This is a genomic window from Azospirillum sp. BE72, from assembly GCF_031455875.1.
In the GTDB taxonomy this organism is placed as follows: domain Bacteria; phylum Pseudomonadota; class Alphaproteobacteria; order Azospirillales; family Azospirillaceae; genus Azospirillum.
Genome location: NZ_JAVDTO010000001.1, coordinates 874,823 through 892,619 on the forward strand (window position 1 = coordinate 874,823; position 17,797 = coordinate 892,619).

The window sequence follows — 17,797 nt, forward strand, 5'->3', positions numbered from 1 at the left end:
CCGGTTTGATTCAGGTCAGGAAACAGCCTTATTTCAGAAGCGGTCAGGCATCCAGGGTGCCGCGCCGCAAAATATGCGCTGCAGCCGGTCGATCATCTTTTCTTCACCATGAAGCAAACCCGCCCGCCACAATGCGCGAGCGCTTGCGTGTCCGGTGAACAGACTGGCGAAGGTGCCGATCTCCATCCTGGCCGGCGCTTCAACAACTTGCTCGATTTGGGAGATATTCCCCCTGGATCGAGCAACCTCAAGATGGTAGCGCCCGCAATTGCTGAAAATTAAGGAATCTTTTATCTCGAAGGTAGCCGATTCGGTGAGGCCGGCCGGATAGCCGCGTTTCTCCAGCGCCGCCGCGACGTCCAGCGGGCGGACCAGCCATTCTTCCCGTCCGTCCAGCCGCAAGCCGTCGCCGGCCAGGAGCGCCAGAGGGTCGTTGGGACCGCCGGACCATGTTACCCGGTCCACCTGGGCGCGGAAGCCTGCCAGCAGGTTCATCGCCCCGCCCAGCGTTGCGCCGGAGGGCAGGCAGTGGTCGGCGACCGCAAGCCGCCGATCCCGCGGCGGCAGGACGGCGATGTATCCGTCATCATCGCGGAAGAGGTCGGCCGGATCGCCATCCGGACAGAGGGCAAGCGTCCACAATGCCTCCGTCCGTTCCGGCAACCCATTCCCGTCTGCCAGCAATTGACGGCGGAGCTGGGCAAGCGGGGCGGCGTCGAGCGGATCCGCCGGCCGGAGGGAAGCGGCGCCGGATGGCGGTGTGGCGAAGGCGGCAGGCGGTGCGCTCCACTGGCAGGCGACGCCTCCGCACCCGTACCCCAGTCCGCGATAGAATGGCAGCGTGGCAGGGCAAAGGATCGACAGGACCGCTCCGGCGGAGCGCGCCTCCGTCAGCAGGGCGCGCATCATTGCCTTGCCGTGGCCGGAGCCGCGCAGGGCCGGATCGACCGCCACCATGGCGACCGCCTGTACCGGAACCGGGCTTCCGCCGAACCACTGGTCCATCATCCAGTGCGCGGCACAGGCCACCGGAATGGTGCCGCTGCCATGCGGACGTCTCAGCACCCGAACGGTGTCGGGGCCGAACAGAGCCGCATAGCGGTCGAACAGGTCGCGCGACAGCCCGAAGCCGAGCCGGGCCAGCCGAGCGACTGCGCTCAGTTCGTCCGGATGTGCCGGGCCGTAGTCGGATTGTGGCGTGGGAAGGGAAACGGCCGGTCTCCGCTCATTCGGCGGCAGGCGGCACCGCGGCGACGCGGGTCGGGATCAGCGCAGCGAGGATGCGCGACTGCTCGTCCAGGCGGCCTTCCATCCGGCTGATGCGTTCGCCCTGATTGTGGGTGGTGATCTGCAGGTCTTTGAGGCGGTGGTTCATGTCATCCAGGCGCTGGTCGACTCCATCGGCCCGCTGCTCTAGGCGGTCGAGATGCTGCTCCACCCGGTCGAGACGCTGCTCCACCCGATCGAACTTGCCGTCGAAGTGGGTCTTCAGATCCAGAATCGCGGTTAGAATCTCGGCATTGTTGGACATGCACGCCTCCGCAGGAATGATAGCGCAACAGCGCTGGCGGCGACAAGGTAGGCGGAAGCCATCGTCGCGCAGAAGAAATGTCACTCAGGCGTGTGAATTTGCCGCATCGCTCAACCGAACTGCCGCCCATGCGGCCGCCTCGCGCACCACATCGCTCGCATCCTCGCGCAGGGCCTCAGCCACAGGTCTCAACGCCGGGTCGCCGCTGTTGCCGATGGCGATCAGCACGTTGCGGACGAAGCGGTCCCGGCCGATGCGCTTGATGGGGGAGCCGCTGAACACCTGCCGGAAGCCGGCATCGTCCAACTGCGCCAAATCGGCCAGCCGGGGCGCCGTCAGTTCGGCCCGCGGCAGGAAGGCTGGCTCGTTTGTCGCGCGGGCGAATTTGTTCCAGGGGCAGGCGGCAAGGCAATCGTCGCAGCCATAGATGCGGTTGCCCATCAGCGGCTTGAGTTCGTCGGGGATCGGCCCCTTGTGCTCGATGGTCAGGTAGCTGATACAGCGCCGGGCATCGATCTGGTAGGGCGCCGGAAAGGCTGCCGTCGGGCAGGCGACCTGACAGCGGTCGCAGGAGCCGCAGCGGTCGCGCGCCGGCGGGTCGGGCGGCAGTTCCAGCGTCGTGTAGATCTCGCCTAAAAACAGCCAGGAGCCATGGTCGCGCGACACCAGATTGGTGTGCTTGCCCTGCCATCCCAGCCCGGCCTGCGCCGCCAACGGCTTTTCCATCACTGGGGCGGTGTCGACGAACACCTTCACCCCGGCCTTGGTCTGGTGGGCCAGCCATTGGGCCAGCGTCTTCAGCCGCCCCTTGATCAGGTCGTGGTAATCGCGGTTGCGGGCATAGACGGAAACGATGCCGCGGTCGGGATGCTCGGCCAGCCGGCGCGGATCGTCGTGTGGCGCGTAGCTGGTGCCCAGCGCGATGACGGTGCGCGCCTCGTCCCACAGCGATTGCGGATGGCTGCGCTGGTCGCTGCGCTCGGCCATCCAGCCCATGTCGCCGTGCCGTCCCTCGGCGACGAAGCGGGCGAGGCGTTCGCGCGCCTCCGGCCCCAGCGCGGCGGGGGCGAAGCCCACCGCATCGAATCCCACCGCCAGCGCGCGGTTGCGGATCGCCTCCCGCAGGCGCGACGGGTCAGACGGGACGGTGGCGGGCTTAGCCGCGGCCACGGTAGGTCGGCACGTCCTGCGACGGAATCCAGACGCCCTTCGGCGGCTCGCCGGTCTGGAAGAACACGTCGATGGGGATGCCGCCGCGCGGATACCAATAGCCGCCGATGCGCAGCCAGACCGGCGACAGCTCGTCGACCAGCCGCTTGGCGATGCCGACCGTGCAGGCCTCGTGGAAGGCGCCGTGGTTGCGGAAGCTGGTCAGGAACAGCTTCAGCGACTTCGATTCGACCAGCCAGTCGCCCGGCACATAGTCGATCATCAGATGGGCGAAGTCCGGCTGGCCGGTGATCGGGCAGAGCGAGGTGAATTCCGGCGCGGTGAAGCGCACGCAATAGGCGTCGCCGGGGTTCGGGTTCGGCACCCGCTCCAGCACCGCCTCTTCCGGGGTCTTGGGCTGGACGGTGGAGCCGCCGAGCTGGGTCAGGCCGGCATAGATGTTTTCAGTCATCGGTCTTTTCCTCTGCCATCCGCTCGGCTTTGGGCGGGCGGCCTTGCTTCGGCGGCTTGCCGGGCTTGGCGATGGGGTCGACGGTCGCCTCGATGTCGCCCTCGTTCAGGCGGGCTTCCATGGCGCCGGCGACCTCTTCGAAGTTGCCGTCGGCGATGGCCTGCCGCATCGTCCGCATCACGTCCTGGTAGTAATGCAGGTTGTGCCAAGTCAGCAGCATCGGCCCCAGCATCTCGTCCGCCTTGAACAGATGATGCAGATAGCCCCGGCTGTAGCTGCGGCAAGCGGGACAGCCGCATTCGGCGTCGAGCGGGCGCTCGTCATGGGCATGGCGGGCATTGCGGATGTTGATGGTGCCGCGGCGGACGAAGGCCTGACCGGTGCGGCCCGAACGGGTCGGCATCACGCAGTCGAACATGTCGACGCCGCGCCGCACGGCGCCGATCAGGTCGCTTGGCCGGCCGACGCCCATCAGGTAGCGCGGCCGGTCCTTGACCATCAGCGGCTCTGTGAAGTCGAGCACGCGGAACATCGTCTCCTGGCCCTCGCCGACCGCCAGCCCGCCGATGGCGTAGCCGTCAAAGCCGATGTCGGTCAGGGCGGCGACGCTCTCCGCCCGCTGCTCCGGATAGATGCCGCCCTGGACGATGCCGAACAGGCCGTAGCCCGGCCGCTCGACGAAGGCGTCCTTGCTGCGCCGCGCCCAGCGCATCGACAGGCGCATGGATGATTCGGCCTGCGCTTCCGTGGCGGGGAAGGGCGTGCACTCGTCCAGGCACATGGTGATGTTGCTGTCCAGCATGTGCTGGATCTGGATCGAGCGTTCCGGCGTCAGGTGGTGGCGGCTGCCGTCCAGGTGCGATTTGAAGGTGACGCCTTCCTCCGACATGGTGCGCAGGTCGGACAGGCTCATCACCTGGAAGCCGCCGCTGTCGGTCAGGATCGGCTTGTCCCAGTTCATGAAACGGTGCAGGCCGCCCAGCTGGGCCACCCGCTCCGCCGTCGGGCGCAGCATCAGGTGGTAGGTGTTGCCCAGCAGGATTTCCGCACCGGTCGAGGCCACCGCGTCGGTGGTCATCGCCTTCACCGTCGCGGCGGTGCCGACCGGCATGAAGGCCGGCGTCTCGATGGTGCCGTGGGCGGTGGTCACGCGGCCGCGCCGCGCCCGCCCGTCGGTCGCCAGAAGGTCAAAGCCGATGCCGGTCATGATGGGTCCGTCCTGTGCAGCAGCGAGGCGTCGCCGTAGCTAAAGAAGCGATAGTTGGTGTCGATGGCGTGCCCATAGGCCGCCCGCATGCGGTCGTAGCCGGCGAAGGCGCAGACCAGCATGAACAGGGTCGATTTCGGCAGGTGGAAGTTGGTCCACAGCAGATCGACGATGCGGAAACGGTAGCCGGGGGTGATGAAGATGTCGGTGTCGCCGCTGAAGGGGACCAGCGTCCCGTCCGGCTGCCCCGCCGTCTCCAGGATGCGCAGCGCGGTGGTGCCGACCGAAACGATCCGGCCGCCGGCCTTGCGCGTCTCGTTCACCGCGGCGGCGGTCTCGGGAGAGATTTCTCCCCATTCGCTGTGCATCTTGTGGTCGGCGATGTCGTCGACCTTCACCGGCAGGAAGGTGCCGGCGCCGACATGCAGGGTGACCGGAACCCGCCGCACCCCGCGCGCATCCAGTGCCGCCAGCAGCTCGGGCGTGAAGTGCAGCCCGGCGGTGGGGGCGGCGACGGCGCCCTCGCGCGCGGCGAAGACGGTCTGGTAATCGGCGTTGTCGCCCTCGTCGGCCTTGCGGCGGATGTAGGGCGGCAGCGGCATCCGGCCATGGCGGTGCAGAGACTCCATCAGCTCCGCCCCACCGGCGGAGAAGCGCAGACGCACCTCCATGCCGTCCTTGGCGATCACCTCGGCGCTGAAGTCTTCCGCGATGACGATGGTGTCACCGGGCTTCAGCCGCTTGCCGGGCTTGGAGAAGGTCGCCCATTCCCGTTCGCCCAGCCGCTTGTGCAGCGTGATCTCCACCGCCACCTCACCGCGCCGGCCATCGAGCCGGGCGGGGATGACGCGGGTGTCGTTGACGACCATCAGGTCGCCCGGCTGCAACAGCGTCGGCAGGTCCCGCACGATGAGGTCGCGCAAGGAGGAACCCACCTCCAGCAGGCGGGCGGCGTCACGCGGCCGGACGGGATGCTCGGCGATCCGGTCGGGCGGCAGGTCGAAGTCGAAATCGGCGGTCTTCATGGGAGGGGCAAGCTATAGACTGAACGGTGGGCGGATGGGAAGGGTTTGGGGGGTTGGCTTCTTGCGACGTTAGACCCCCACCCTGACCCTCCCCTGCTGGGCAGGAGAGGGAAATGGACCTTTGTCGACGTTCAGCAGCAGTCCCTCCCCCACCCAGCGGGGGAGGTTAGGTGGGGGTCTACGCCGCAAGAAATCCGAGTCCCCCTCCTCACTCCGCCTGCGGCAGCCCCTGCGCCGCCAGCGCCGCGCTCTGCCGTGCCGTCAGCACATCGACGTCGAAGTCGCGGATCAGCCCCTGGAACATCTGGTACCAGTTCAGCTCCGCCTTCAGATGCAGGAAGACCGAGCCAAGCCCCACCGCGGCGCGGTCCATGAAGACGAACTCGCGCGGGATCTCGACTCCGCCGACGCGGCGAAGCTCGGCATGGACCTTGCCCGCCGTCTCGCGGCCGTAATGGCCGCCGTTGGTCTCCTCGATCTTGCGTTGGCGGTCTTCCATGATCGGGGCGTAGACGAAGCGCGCCCAGATGTTCAGCACGTCGACCAGTTCGTTCGACGGGTTGACGAAGCCCCAGGTGCGATAGGCTTCCACCGCCTGCTCGCGGTTCTCGGTGCGCAACGCGTTGTAGAGGTCGATCACGCCCTTGACGAAGCTGGGCTTGAAGACGCGGATGCAGCCGAAATCGAGCAGGTTGATCGACCGGTCGGGCCGGACCGTGTAGTTGCCCAGATGCGGGTCGCCATGGATGACGCCGTAATTGTAGAAGGGCACGTACCAGGCGCGGAACATGTTCATCGCCAGCTCGTCGCGCGCCTCGGGATGCTCGGCGACGAAGTCCAGGATCTTGCGGCCATGCACCCACCCCATGGTCAGCAGCCGCTTGGTCGACAACTCCGGCACCACGTCCGGCACATGGACGCCCTGTGTGCCGGCCAGCATCGATTGATAAAGGCGCGCGTGTTTGGCCTCCCGCTCGTAATCCAGTTCCTCGCGCAGGCGGGCGCCGATTTCCTTCTGGATCTGGCGGGTGGAGATGGCGCTGTCGGTGCGCTCGAAGATCGCGAAGATCAGGCCCAGCTGCCGCAAATCGGCCTCCACCGCCGAGGCCATGTCGGGATATTGCAGCTTGCAGGCAAGCTCCCGCCCATCGGGGCCGATGGCCTTGTGGACCTGGCCCAGCGACGCGGCGGCGGCGGCCGTGTGCTCGAAGCTCTGGAACCGCGACTGCCAGTTGGGGCCAAGCTCGCTCGCCATCCGCCGCTTGACGAAGGGCCAGCCCATCGACGGCGCGTCGGCCTGAAGCTGCGCCAATTCCTGGGTGTACTCCTTCGGCAGGGCGTCGGGGATGGTGGACAGGATCTGCGCCACCTTCATCAGCGGCCCCTTCAGACCACCCAGCGCCGCCCGCAGCTCCGCCGCATGGCGTTCGCGCTCAACGCGGATTCCCAGCACGCGCTCGCCCGCCAGCCGCGCGGCCAGCCCGCCAACGGCGGTGCCGACCCGCGCATATCGCGCGACCCGTCCGCCCCATGTGTTCTCATCGTGTTCCGGCATGCCCACAAGGTGGGTGCGCCCCTGGCAAAAGGCCAGTCCTCCCCCGATCGGAGACTGCCGACCGATGTCCCCCGGATGGTGCTGCGCCGCAATGTGCGATTTTCTTGACAGCCTCCGGAAAGAGGGGCAGGCTTCGTCTTGCAGTAATCAACGCCGAGGTGAAGTGAGCGAAATTCGGAAACGCCTAACCGGTCAAGCTGATAGCTTGGACGGAGCAGTAGAGACCGATACCAGGGAGGGTGAGTAAGATCATGACTCCACCGGCGCTTACCTGATTGTGCCGAACTTCTCGGCCGATATGACTGAGGTTTCAGTTTCGAATTCCTTCGCCTGATTGGCGACTTCATCCGGGCCATGGATGCCCGCTGCGAAAGCCCTCGCTTCATCTCGGAGCGAGGGCTTTTGTTTTGCGGAGAGCTCTCCAGCAATACGTTTCAAACGATACTGTTTGCGCATGAAACCAAATCCCGCTATCCACGGAAACTGACGGTGCGGCGGGACGCCGCAGGCCGGCGCGCACCCGTCACGCAAGACCAAGGATGGGGAGGATCGCATGGGTCGGTTGCTGAGGCCTTTCGCACTGGCGGCGCTGCTTGCCACGACGGTGTTGTCCGCTGCGGCGTTTCCCGCTCTGGCTCAGACCGCGAAGCCGGTGCGCATCGGCGTGCTGGCGGACGAGGCGGGCTTCGCGTCTGACATCGGCGGCAGGGGGGCCGTGCTCGCCACCCGGATGGCAGTGGAGGATTTCGGCGGTTCCGTGCTCGGCCGGCCGGTGGAGGTGCTGTCCGCCGACATGCAGAACAAGCCGGACGTGGCGTCCAACATCGTGCGCAGCTGGTTCGACGTCGATGGCGTCGACATGGTGACCGACATCCCGGTCTCCTCCGTGGCGCTGGCGGTGCAGGCGGTGGCGCGCGAGAAGAAGAAGGTGCTGATGATCAGCGCCGCGACGACGACCGAGCTGACCAATGCCCAATGCTCGCCCTACAGCATTCATTGGGCGGACGACACGGCGTCGCTGGCGGTCGGCACGACCAAGGCGGTGGTGCAGTCGGGCGGCACCAGCTGGTACTTCATCACCGCCGATTTCGCCTTCGGCACGGCGATGGAGAAGGCCGCGACCGAGGCGATCAAACAGGCCGGCGGCACGGTGGTCGGCGGCGTGCGCCACCCGATGGGCACCAGCGATTTCGGGTCCTACCTGCTGAACGCCCAGGGCAGCGGCGCCAAGGTGGTGGCGCTCGCCAATGTCGGCGCCGAGACCATCGGCACCATCAAGCAGGCTGGCGAATTCGGGCTGACCGAATCCGGGCAGCGGCTGGTCGGCTACATCGTCTTCATCACAGACATCCACTCGCTGGGGCTCGACCTCGCCAAGGGGCTGTATGTCACCAGCGGCTTCTATTGGGACCGCAACGACCGGACGCGGGCATGGGCCAAGCGCTTCTTCGAGCGCCACGGCAAGATGCCGACCAAGGAGCAGGCCAACACCTATCTCGCCACCCTGCACTGGTTGAAGGGCGTGAAGGCGGCGGGCACCATCGACGCCGAGGCGGTCACCGCCGCGATGAAGGCGATGCCGACCGATTATTTCGGCACCCCCGGCAGCATCCGCAAGGACGGCCGCGTGCTGTACGACCTTGATCTGTACCAGGTGAAGACCCCGGCGGAGAGCAAGGCGCCGTGGGACTACTACAAGCAGATCCGCAGCATCCCGGCGGCCGAAGCCTTCCTGCCGCTGGAAACCAGCGCCTGCCCCTTCGTCAAAGCCCAGTAACCGGCGCAGGGGTGACCTGCGGGGCGTCGCCGGCGGGATCGGGGTCGAGAGGGGTTCCCGCCGGACCGCGATCCGGGTTACACTCCGCTCTTTAGGCGCAGCGGGGACGGTACGTGGATCTACAGGTGCAAAGCGAACGACAGAACGACACCGGACGGTTGCGTTCGTCGGCGCTGGTGCGCCCGGTCTTCGCCGCGCTGGACCTCGGCACCAACAATTGCCGGCTGCTGATCGCCAAATCCGCACCCGGCGGTTTCCGCGTCATCGACGCCTTTTCCCGCATCGTCCGGCTGGGCGAGGGGCTGAGCCGCAACGACCATCTGTCGGAGCCGGCGATGGAACGCACCATCGCGGCTCTGCGGGTCTGCGGCTCCAAGATCGAGCGCCGCGGGGTTACCGCGGTGCGTGCCGTAGGCACGGAGGCCTGCCGCCGCGCCGCAAACGGCACCGCCTTCGTCGAAGCGGTGGAGCGCGAGACCGGCATCGCGCTGGAGATCATCTCCAGCCAGGAGGAAGGGCGGCTGGCGCTCGCCGGCTGCGCCGCGCTGCTGGAGCCGACGCATCCCTATGCCATCGTGTTCGACATCGGCGGCGGCTCCACCGAACTGATGTGGCTGGCGGTGGAGAAGGGGCGGGTGCCGCGCCTGCTGGACCAGACCTCCATCCGCTGCGGCGTGATCGGCCTGACCGAGGAATATGGCGGCCCCGACGTCACCCGCGTCAACTACGACCAGATGGTGGAGGCTGTGGCCGACGCCATCGCCCCGTTCGAGGCGCGCAACCGCATCCAGGACCGCATCGCCGCCGGCAAGGTGCAGATGCTGGGCACCTCCGGTACGGTGACGACGCTGGCCGGTGTGCATCTGGGGCTCTGCCGCTACGACCGGCGGGCGGTGGACGGCAGTTATCTGCGCGTGGACCATGCCCGCACGGTGATCGACCATCTGGTCTCCCAGGATTTCGACGGCCGTGCCCGCCATCCCTGCATCGGGCAGGACCGCGCCGATCTGGTGGTCGCCGGCTGCGCCGTTCTGGACGCGCTGTGCGACGTGTGGCCGGTGGAACGGCTGCGCATCGCCGACCGCGGCTTGCGCGAAGGAATTCTGGTGGACCTGATGGGGGCCGCCGGCGAGTGACCGGATTTGGCCGGCGAGCGGCCGGAATTTGTATGGGCCGGGCAGGGGAGAAGGCTCCCCGCCCGTGCCGGATGACCGAGGAACTGCAGCGATCATGACCGAAAAGACTCCGTCGACGCGCCCGGGCGGGCGCCGTGCCACGGTCCGTGTGAAGACCGCCGGCAAGCGCACGGAATCCTCCAAGCGCTGGCTGGAGCGCCACCTGAACGACCCCTATGTGGCCGAGGCGACCAAGCGCGGCTACCGCTCGCGCGCCGCGTTCAAGCTGCTGCAGCTGGACGAGAAGTTCCGCCTGCTCGGCCCCGGCATGCGCGTGGTCGATCTGGGTGCCGCCCCCGGCGGCTGGACCCAGATCGCGGTGGAGAAGGTTCAGACCGCCAAGGACGGCTGGAAGGTCGTCGGGCTCGACATCCTCCCCATGGATCCGGTCCCCGGCGCCACCACCATGCAGGCCGACTTCCTTGAGGAGGGGGCTGCGGAAGCGCTGAAGGAAGCGCTGGGCGGCCCGGCCGACCTGGTGCTGAGCGACATGGCCGCGCCGACCACCGGCCACCAGCAGACCGATCACCTCCGCATCATGGGTCTGGCCGAGGCGGCTTACGATTTCGCGGAGGAGGTGCTGGCCCCCGGCGGCGCCTTCGTCGCCAAGCTGTTCCAGGGCGGGGCGGAGCGCTCGCTGCTCGACCGGCTGCGGCGCGACTTCGCCCAGGTCAAGCACGCCAAGCCGCCGGCCAGCCGTGCGGAGTCGTCGGAGACCTACGTCGTCGCCACCGGCTTCCGCGGCGGCAGCGCGAACGGCGACATTCGCTGATTTTCGCACTTGCATAACAGATGCTGTGTGCGCACGGGTTCACAAGCCCATGGTCTTGTGTATAAGTGCGCCACGTTTATCTTCCGGGAGATTCACACATGGCGCGCGACACCAAAATCCGCGAAGCCCTGACCTTCGACGACGTGCTGCTGGTTCCGGCCGAAAGCTCGGTCCTGCCGAACGACGTGGACACCCGGACAAGACTGACGAAGACCATCGAGTTGGGCATCCCGCTGATGTCCTCGGCGATGGACACGGTGACCGAGAGCCGTCTCGCCATCGCCATGGCCCAGGCCGGCGGCATCGGCGTCGTCCACCGCAACCTGACCATCGAGCAGCAGGCCGAAGAGGTCCGCAAGGTCAAGCGGTTCGAATCGGGCATGGTCGTCAACCCGATCACCATCACGCCGAACGCCACGCTGGCCGACGCGCTGCAGCTGATGGCCGACCACCGCATTTCCGGCATCCCGGTGGTGGAAAGCCGCGACCAGCTCGGCAGCGGCAAGCTGGTCGGCATGCTGACCAACCGCGACGTCCGCTTCGCCACCGATCCCAACCAGCCGGTCAGCGAACTGATGACCAAGGAGCTGGTGACCGTCCGCGAGGGCGTAAGCCAGGAGGAAGGCAAGCGCCTGCTCCACCAGCACCGCATCGAGAAGCTGCTGGTCGTCGACGAGGATTACCGCTGCATCGGCCTCGTGACCGTCAAGGACATCGAGAAGGCCCAGGCCTATCCGAACGCCTGCAAGGACAGCAAGGGCCGCCTGCGCGTCGCCGCCGCCACCGGCACCGGCAGTGACGGTCTTGCCCGCGCCGAGGCCCTGTTCGACGCCGGTGTCGACGTGCTGGTGGTCGATACCGCGCACGGCCACTCCGCCAAGGTGCTGGAGCAGGTCCGCGCCGCCCGCGCCATGTCCAGCTACACCCAGGTGATCGCCGGCAACGTCGCCACCGCCGAAGCGGCCAGGGCGCTGATCGACGCCGGCGCGGACGCCGTCAAGGTCGGCATCGGTCCGGGCTCCATCTGCACCACCCGCATCATCGCCGGCGTCGGCGTGCCGCAGCTGACTGCGGTCATGGATGTGGTGGACGAGTGCGAGAAGCACGGCATTCCGGTGATCGCCGACGGCGGCATCAAGTATTCGGGCGATCTGGCCAAGGCCATTGCCGGCGGCGCCAGCGTCGCCATGCTGGGCAGCCTGTTCGCCGGCACCGACGAGAGCCCGGGCGAGGTCATCCTGTTCCAGGGGCGTTCCTACAAGAGCTATCGCGGCATGGGCTCGGTCGGCGCCATGGCGCGCGGCTCGGCGGATCGTTACTTCCAGCAGGAGGTTTCGACCATGAAGCTGGTGCCGGAAGGCGTCGAGGGCCGCGTTCCCTACAAGGGCCCGGTTTCGGCGGTCATCCACCAGCTGGTCGGCGGCCTGCGCGCGGCCATGGGCTACACCGGCAGCGCCTCCATCGCCGAGATGCGCGAGAAGTGCCAGTTCGTCCGCATCACCAACGCCGGCCTGCGTGAAAGCCACGTCCACGACATCACCATCACCAACGAGTCGCCGAACTACCGGCAGGGGTGAAGGTGAGGTTGGGGGCTTTTGCGGATAACCACCGTCTTCGATCGCCCCCACCTTAATCCTCCCCCGCCCAGCTCTCGCACAAAGCATAGCTTTGTGCGAGAGCTGGGCGGGGGAGGAGACAAGCCCTTGTTTAGGCACGTGTTTGCGGGGAAGGCGGCGGCAGTCCCTCCCCTGCCCAGCGGGGGAGGATAGGTGGGGGTCTAACTCGCCACCTGCTTCCAGAACTGCCACCCGCCCAGCCGCACGCCGACGGCCATGCTGGTGAAGGGAATGCGCAGTTCGATGTCCCGCGGCTGGAAGAAGGTCAGCCGTTCCGGCTCGCCGTGCGCGTCGAATTCCAGGCGGGCGCCCTTCGGCTCCGGCGCGTATTCGTCGCTCATCACCTGCCAGATTTCCAGGTCGCCGCCATGGTTGGTGATCTTGTACTGGCCGCAGCGCCAGGCGGTCGATTCGCCGACGCTGCCCTCCACCACCTTCTTGTCGCCCTCCATCCGCACGTCGCCGACCCCGGCGGCCTCGCCCTTCATCGAGGGGCCCTGGGACTCGGCACGGAATCCCAGCCGCAGCCAACCGGAGCGGCCGTGCGGGATCAGGCGGCGGACGGTGCGCGCGTCCTCCGCCGCGAAATGATCGGGATCGTCGTAGAGGATGCGGTCCAGAGCGGCGGCGACGATCATGCGGTCGTCGATGCGCAGGTCCGGGAGATGGGCTTTGCTCATCAGGCAGGCGGACTCCGAAAAGATGTGCCCGTCAGTATATAGGCACTCCGGCCGCCCGTCGCCCCGATGCGCAGTGTCCGTCCCGACAGACTCCCGAAACCGATCTGCAGGCGCTATCCTGCGCGGCCCTTCTTCGGAAGCCCCCGATTCGTCACGAGACGCGCCATGCAGGACCTGTTCGACACGCCGCCCAATCCCCGCAGCATCGATGTCGAGGCGCTGACGCCGGATCAGGCGGCGGCGGAACTGGCGGCGCTGGCCGCCGAGATCGCCCACCATGACCGGCTCTATCACCAGCAGGACCAGCCGGAGGTCTCCGACGCCGAGTATGACGCGCTGGTCCGCCGCAACCTCGCCATCGAGACGCGCTTCCCCGACCTGCGCCGCGCCGATTCGCCCAGCCTGCGCGTCGGCGCCGCCCCTGCCGCCGGCTTCGGCAAGGTGCGCCATGCCATTCCGATGCTGTCGCTGGGCAACGCCTTCGCGCCCGAGGATGTGGCGGAATTCGACGCCCGCGTCCGCCGCTTCCTCGGCCTGTCCGACGAGGCGCCGCTGACCTTCGTGGCGGAGCCGAAGATCGACGGCCTGTCCTGCTCCCTGCGTTACGAGCGTGGTGAGCTGGTGCTGGCCGCCACCCGCGGCGATGGGGCGGAGGGCGAGAACGTCACGGCCAATGTCCGCACCATCCGCGACGTGCCGCACCGCCTGCCGGCCCCCTTCCCCAATGTGCTGGAGGTCCGCGGCGAGGTCTATATGAACCGCGACGACTTCCTGGCGATGAACGCCGCCCGTGCGGAAAAGGGGGAGCAACTGTTCGCCAACCCGCGCAACGCGGCGGCCGGCAGCCTGCGCCAGCTCGATCCCTCCATCACCGCCGGCCGGCCTCTCTGCTTCTTCGGCTATGCGCTGGGCGAGGTGTCGGAATCGATCGCCGAGACGCAATGGCGCATCCGCGAGCGGCTGAAGGGCTGGGGCTTCCAACTGAACCGCCCGGCGGAGCTGTGCGACGGCAGGGACAAGCTGCTGGCCTATTACGAGGGTATCGGCCGGCGGCGCGCGGGCCTTCCCTTCGACATCGACGGCGTCGTCTACAAGGTCGACAGCCTGGAGCTTCAGCAGCGGCTGGGCTTCGTCAGCCGGGCGCCGCGCTGGGCCATCGCCCATAAATTTCCGGCGGAACAGGCGCAGACAAGGCTGAAGGCGATCACCATCCAGGTCGGCCGCACCGGCGCGCTGACCCCCGTCGCCGAGCTGGAGGACATCACCGTCGGCGGCGTCGTGGTCAGCCGCGCCACCCTGCACAACGAGGACGAGATCGCCCGCAAGGACATCCGCGTCGGCGACCTCGTGGTCGTCCAGCGCGCCGGCGACGTCATCCCGCAGGTGGTGGAGGTGGTGCTGTCCCAGCGCCCCGCCGACTCCGTGACCTATGTCGCGCCGGAGACCTGCCCGGTCTGCGGCAGCCTCGCCATCCGCGAGGCGGGGGAGGTGGTGCGCCGCTGCACCGGCGGCCTGATCTGCGCGGCCCAGGCGAAGGAACGGCTGCGCCATTTCGTCTCCCGCGACGCCTTCGACATCGAAGGGCTGGGCGAGAAGATCATCGAGGAGTTCTGGGACGAGGGCTTCATCAAGTCACCGGCGGATATCTTCACCCTGGAAGGCCGGGTCGAACTGATCGGCCGGCCGGGCTGGAAGGAGAAATCGGTCCAGAACCTGTTCAAGGCGATCGAACAGCGCCGCAGCGGTATCGACCTGCACCGGGTGATCTACGCGCTCGGCATCCGCCATGTCGGCGAAGTGACGGCGAAGTCGCTGGCCCGCCAGTATAAGACCATGCAGGGCTGGGTCGACGGCATGCTGGCGGCGGAACAGGCCATGCCGGGGCAGGAGTGGCGCGACCTGCATGCGTTGAGTGGCGTCGGCCCGGTCACCGCCGACACCATCCTCGCCTGGTTCGCCGATCCGGAAAATGCGGCCAAGCTGGACTTCTATGCCGGCAGCGAAGCACTGCGGCTGGAGACGGTCATCAGCTCGCTCGGCATCAAGCGGCTGAACACGCGCGCGGCCCAGGCGCTGGCCACCCGCTACGGCACTCTCGCCGACTGGCGGGCGGCGATGGAGCGCGCGACGGCGCAGGTGCCGGGGCAGCCCTGGCTCGACCTGGTCGCCACCCCCGATGTCGGCGAGGTCGCGGCGGAGGAACTCGCCGGCTTCTTCGCGGAGGAGCGCAACCTCGTCATCGTCCGCGGTCTGATGGAGCGGCTGACCGTGCTGGCGGCCGAGGCGCCGAAGGCCAGCAACTCACCCATCGCCGGCAAGACGGTGGTCTTTACCGGTACGCTGGAGCGGATGACCCGCTCGGAGGCCAAGGCGCGGGCCGAATCGCTGGGTGCCAAGGTCGCCGGTTCGGTCTCCGGCAAGACCGACTATCTGGTCGCCGGGGCAGACGCCGGCAGCAAGGCCGCCAAGGCCAAGGAGGTGGGTGTCGAGATCCTGACCGAGGATGAATGGCTGGCCAAGATCGGCGGCTGACCGGATGCCGGCCTTAGCCAAAATGTCGCATCTCCGTTCGCTCGGATTGACGGACGGAGGCAGGGGGAGTGAGATCAGACAACGCTTATGGTCAGAAGCGAAACGATGCCAAGCAGGCGGCCCGACCCTGGATCAGGGCGGGGTCGACGGGCGGCCAACGCCCGCACCTACCTGCCCGGCACCCAACGAAGGGGGACGAAGGAAACGCCATGGAGCCAATTCAGTGGTCGCGCTGGATGAGCGTCGGCAACGACGCTCTGGACGAGGATCACCGCGTCCTGATCGCCATCGTCAACAAGCTGTATGACGACGCCAACCGCCAGGACCCCGCCTTGATCGAAGCGATCATGGATGAACTGATCGCCTACACCCGCCACCATTTTGCGGAGGAGGAGGCGCAGATGCAGCGCCTGAACTACCCGACCTTCGCCGCACACAAGGCTCTGCACGACAATCTGACCCGGCAGGTCGAAAGCTACCGCGATGACTTCCGGGCCAACGGCGGCAGCATCAGTGGCGAGGAGGTTTTCCTCTTTTGCTCCGATTGGCTCGGTAAGCACATCCTGAAGGAAGACACCCGCTTCGGCGAATATGCCGGCAGCGAAGCGGAACTGGCGGTGGCGGAGTAGGGGGAGAGGAACTTTCAATCTGGTCGAGACCATGGCACGCCAATAGTCCTTCTCCCCTTGCGGGGCGGGATCGGCCAAACGCCAACGGCGTTTTACCGACCCGTGGGTTGGGATGAGGGGTGTAAGGGCCGTAGGCGACTGGAAACATTAGTTTGCGCCCCCCTCACCCCAACCCCTCTCCCGCAAGGGGGGAGGGGCTTAACGCAAGTGCTCTCGAAGCATCATCTGAAGAAAATTATCTAAAATACTGAAACAATTCAGAAAAGCGTGAGCAGCCACGAAAATCCGGTGAGCGCCCAACCCGAGAGGGGAGGGCGCTTTTTCTTTCGCACGCCTCTGGCCGACGGAAGGGGAGGGGAGTGCGCGCAAAGAAAAAGCCCTCCCCGGTGGGGGAGGCAGGGGCAAACCCAATCGAAAACCGGCCCAATCGAGAACAGGCTGTCGTCAAGCGACCGCCAGCTGCTCCAAACCACGGCGCGCGACCGGAAGCGACACCGCCGTCTCATAGCGCCAGGCGCTGCGGTCGGCGAACAGCGCACGCAGCAGCTGGTTGTTCAGGGCGTGGCCGGAGCGCACGCCATGGAAATGCCCGACAATGGGCGCACCAGCCAGATACAGGTCGCCGACGGCGTCCAGGATCTTGTGGCGCACGAACTCGTCGGTGAAGCGCAGGCCCTCGGCGTTCATCACCGTGTCGCCGGAGATGACCACCGCGTTGTCCAGCGAGCCGCCGCGGGCGAGGCCCATCTTGCGCAGCCCCTCGACCTCATGCAGGAAGCCGAAGGTGCGGGCGCGGCTGATCTCGTCCTTGAAGCTGTCGGTGTCGATCTCCAGCGCATGCGCCTGACGGGAGATGGCGGCGCTGTCGAAGTCGATCTCGAAGCTGTAGGTGGTCGCGATGTCGGGGGTGAAGGACGCGCTCTTCACGCCGTCGCCGATGACGACCGGCTTCAGGATGCGGATGACGCGGCGCGGGGCCTTCTGCACGGCGATGCCGGCCTGTTCGATGGCGGCGACGAAGGGGGCGGCGCTGCCGTCCATGATCGGCACCTCGATGCCGTCCAGCGAAACGACGGCATTGTCGATGCCGCAGCCGGCCAGCGCGGACATCAGATGCTCGATCGTGCCGACGGTGGTGCCATGTTCGTTACCGATCACGGTGCACAGACGGGTGTCGACCACCGTGTCCCAGCGCGCCGGAATGACGGCGGCGGCACCACGGAAGTCGGTGCGATGGAAGGTGATCCCGGAATTCGCATCGGCCGGGGAAATCGTCAGCGTGACGATGACGCCCGAATGCAGACCGACGCCGGCGATCGTCACCGACTTCTTCAGGGTCTGCTGGAACATGCCGTCCGCGTTGCTGCGATTGTTGGCCACGATGTCTTTTCCATCTTGGTCATGAAGGGGAGGTTCCCGGCGATGCCGCGCCGCATGATCTTGGGAGATCATCGCGTCGGCGGCTTTCGCTTTCGACCATGCTGATAGGTAACACCGGGGCTCGGAAATCGGCAAATCACTCATTGTTACCGTTTGTTGCAGGGCAAAAGAGGCGCGGATCACAAGCAATCGGGTATACGCACAATAGTGATGCAATAAAAAATCCCCGGAAACGCACGGAGGCGTCCCGGGGTCCGAGAGGTTCGGTCAGGTTGTGGAGCCGTCGGCGCCGCGATT

16 protein-coding genes are annotated in these 17,797 nt (G+C 67.0%); 6 read left to right on the top strand and 10 right to left on the bottom strand.

The window, feature by feature from the left end; all coding sequences use genetic code 11:
* Nucleotides 1–33: 33 nt before the first annotated feature.
* The 8 genes from eis to J2Y49_RS04370 form a co-directional block, all read right to left on the bottom strand.
* A complete protein-coding gene (eis, locus tag J2Y49_RS04335) occupies nucleotides 34–1,239 on the bottom strand; it encodes a GNAT family N-acetyltransferase (protein WP_310113296.1) in 1,206 nt (401 codons plus the stop codon).
* Nucleotides 1,226–1,531, bottom strand: coding sequence for a hypothetical protein (locus J2Y49_RS04340; RefSeq protein WP_310112690.1), 306 nt, complete (start codon nucleotides 1,529–1,531; stop codon nucleotides 1,226–1,228). The genes eis and J2Y49_RS04340 overlap by 14 nt, the downstream gene beginning before the upstream one ends.
* Before the next feature lie 84 nt (nucleotides 1,532–1,615).
* Nucleotides 1,616–2,701 carry a tRNA epoxyqueuosine(34) reductase QueG gene (queG, locus tag J2Y49_RS04345; protein ID WP_310112691.1) on the bottom strand — a complete coding sequence of 362 codons (1,086 nt, stop codon included), beginning with the start codon at nucleotides 2,699–2,701 and terminating at the stop codon, nucleotides 1,616–1,618.
* A complete protein-coding gene (queF, locus tag J2Y49_RS04350; RefSeq protein ID WP_310112692.1) occupies nucleotides 2,688–3,152 on the bottom strand; it encodes a preQ(1) synthase in 465 nt (154 codons plus the stop codon). The genes queG and queF overlap by 14 nt, the downstream gene beginning before the upstream one ends.
* The gene (gene tgt / locus J2Y49_RS04355) at nucleotides 3,145–4,359 is read right to left on the bottom strand and encodes a tRNA guanosine(34) transglycosylase Tgt (RefSeq protein ID WP_310112693.1); all 1,215 of its coding nucleotides are present in this window, start codon (nucleotides 4,357–4,359) and stop codon (nucleotides 3,145–3,147) included. The genes queF and tgt overlap by 8 nt, the downstream gene beginning before the upstream one ends.
* Complete coding sequence (queA, locus tag J2Y49_RS04360) at nucleotides 4,356–5,384, bottom strand: tRNA preQ1(34) S-adenosylmethionine ribosyltransferase-isomerase QueA (protein ID WP_310112695.1); 1,029 nt, start codon at nucleotides 5,382–5,384, stop codon at nucleotides 4,356–4,358. The genes tgt and queA overlap by 4 nt, the downstream gene beginning before the upstream one ends.
* Nucleotides 5,385–5,592: 208 nt before the next feature.
* Nucleotides 5,593–6,939, bottom strand: a complete 1,347-nt coding sequence (locus J2Y49_RS04365; RefSeq protein WP_310112697.1) for an AarF/UbiB family protein — start codon at nucleotides 6,937–6,939, stop codon at nucleotides 5,593–5,595.
* Between the two features lie 267 nt (nucleotides 6,940–7,206).
* On the bottom strand, nucleotides 7,207–7,395 hold the full coding sequence (locus J2Y49_RS04370) for a hypothetical protein (RefSeq protein ID WP_310112699.1): 189 nt from the start codon (nucleotides 7,393–7,395) through the stop codon (nucleotides 7,207–7,209).
* Nucleotides 7,396–7,492: 97 nt separating this feature from the next.
* On the opposite strand from J2Y49_RS04370, the gene J2Y49_RS04375 reads away from it, so the two are divergent.
* The 4 genes from J2Y49_RS04375 (at nucleotide 7,493) to guaB (ending at nucleotide 12,240) form a co-directional block, all read left to right on the top strand.
* Nucleotides 7,493–8,716 (top strand): ABC transporter substrate-binding protein, encoded by a 1,224-nt coding sequence (locus J2Y49_RS04375; protein ID WP_310112701.1) that lies wholly within the window; start codon nucleotides 7,493–7,495, stop codon nucleotides 8,714–8,716.
* Between the two features lie 125 nt (nucleotides 8,717–8,841).
* Nucleotides 8,842–9,852 (top strand): Ppx/GppA phosphatase family protein, encoded by a 1,011-nt coding sequence (locus tag J2Y49_RS04380; RefSeq protein WP_310112703.1) that lies wholly within the window; start codon nucleotides 8,842–8,844, stop codon nucleotides 9,850–9,852.
* A gap of 94 nt (nucleotides 9,853–9,946) precedes the next feature.
* Nucleotides 9,947–10,663 carry an RlmE family RNA methyltransferase gene (locus tag J2Y49_RS04385; RefSeq protein ID WP_310112705.1) on the top strand — a complete coding sequence of 239 codons (717 nt, stop codon included), beginning with the start codon at nucleotides 9,947–9,949 and terminating at the stop codon, nucleotides 10,661–10,663.
* Nucleotides 10,664–10,761: 98 nt separating this feature from the next.
* Nucleotides 10,762–12,240 (top strand): IMP dehydrogenase, encoded by a 1,479-nt coding sequence (gene guaB, locus J2Y49_RS04390; RefSeq protein WP_310112706.1) that lies wholly within the window; start codon nucleotides 10,762–10,764, stop codon nucleotides 12,238–12,240.
* 200 nt (nucleotides 12,241–12,440) lie between these two features.
* On the opposite strand, the gene J2Y49_RS04395 is transcribed toward guaB, so the two are convergent.
* Nucleotides 12,441–12,959, bottom strand: coding sequence for a hypothetical protein (locus J2Y49_RS04395; RefSeq protein WP_310112707.1), 519 nt, complete (start codon nucleotides 12,957–12,959; stop codon nucleotides 12,441–12,443).
* 165 nt (nucleotides 12,960–13,124) lie between these two features.
* Here J2Y49_RS04395 and ligA point away from each other — a divergent pair, with 165 nt between their 5' ends.
* Together ligA and J2Y49_RS04405 are read left to right on the top strand one after the other, a co-directional pair.
* Entirely contained in the window at nucleotides 13,125–15,491 is a 2,367-nt protein-coding gene (gene ligA / locus J2Y49_RS04400) for an NAD-dependent DNA ligase LigA (RefSeq protein ID WP_310112708.1), read from the top strand.
* Nucleotides 15,492–15,700: 209 nt separating this feature from the next.
* Nucleotides 15,701–16,120: a bacteriohemerythrin gene (locus J2Y49_RS04405; protein WP_310112709.1), complete on the top strand. Its 420-nt coding sequence runs from the start codon at nucleotides 15,701–15,703 to the stop codon at nucleotides 16,118–16,120.
* 444 nt (nucleotides 16,121–16,564) lie between these two features.
* Here J2Y49_RS04405 and lpxC read toward each other — a convergent pair whose 3' ends face one another.
* A complete protein-coding gene (gene lpxC, locus J2Y49_RS04410; protein ID WP_310112710.1) occupies nucleotides 16,565–17,500 on the bottom strand; it encodes a UDP-3-O-acyl-N-acetylglucosamine deacetylase in 936 nt (311 codons plus the stop codon).
* Nucleotides 17,501–17,797 lie beyond the last annotated feature (297 nt).

Coding starts and splice junctions, on each gene's coding strand:
- J2Y49_RS04340 (WP_310112690.1), bottom strand. CDS start 1,531: ATGTCCAACAATGCCGAGATTCTAACCGCGATTCTGGATCTGAAGACC.
- queF (WP_310112692.1), bottom strand. CDS start 3,152: ATGACTGAAAACATCTATGCCGGCCTGACCCAGCTCGGCGGCTCCACC.
- tgt (WP_310112693.1), bottom strand. CDS start 4,359: ATGACCGGCATCGGCTTTGACCTTCTGGCGACCGACGGGCGGGCGCGG.
- queA (WP_310112695.1), bottom strand. CDS start 5,384: ATGAAGACCGCCGATTTCGACTTCGACCTGCCGCCCGACCGGATCGCC.
- J2Y49_RS04365 (WP_310112697.1), bottom strand. CDS start 6,939: ATGCCGGAACACGATGAGAACACATGGGGCGGACGGGTCGCGCGATAT.
- J2Y49_RS04370 (WP_310112699.1), bottom strand. CDS start 7,395: ATGCGCAAACAGTATCGTTTGAAACGTATTGCTGGAGAGCTCTCCGCA.
- J2Y49_RS04375 (WP_310112701.1), top strand. CDS start 7,493: ATGGGTCGGTTGCTGAGGCCTTTCGCACTGGCGGCGCTGCTTGCCACG.
- J2Y49_RS04385 (WP_310112705.1), top strand. CDS start 9,947: ATGACCGAAAAGACTCCGTCGACGCGCCCGGGCGGGCGCCGTGCCACG.
- guaB (WP_310112706.1), top strand. CDS start 10,762: ATGGCGCGCGACACCAAAATCCGCGAAGCCCTGACCTTCGACGACGTG.
- J2Y49_RS04395 (WP_310112707.1), bottom strand. CDS start 12,959: ATGAGCAAAGCCCATCTCCCGGACCTGCGCATCGACGACCGCATGATC.
- ligA (WP_310112708.1), top strand. CDS start 13,125: ATGCAGGACCTGTTCGACACGCCGCCCAATCCCCGCAGCATCGATGTC.
- J2Y49_RS04405 (WP_310112709.1), top strand. CDS start 15,701: ATGGAGCCAATTCAGTGGTCGCGCTGGATGAGCGTCGGCAACGACGCT.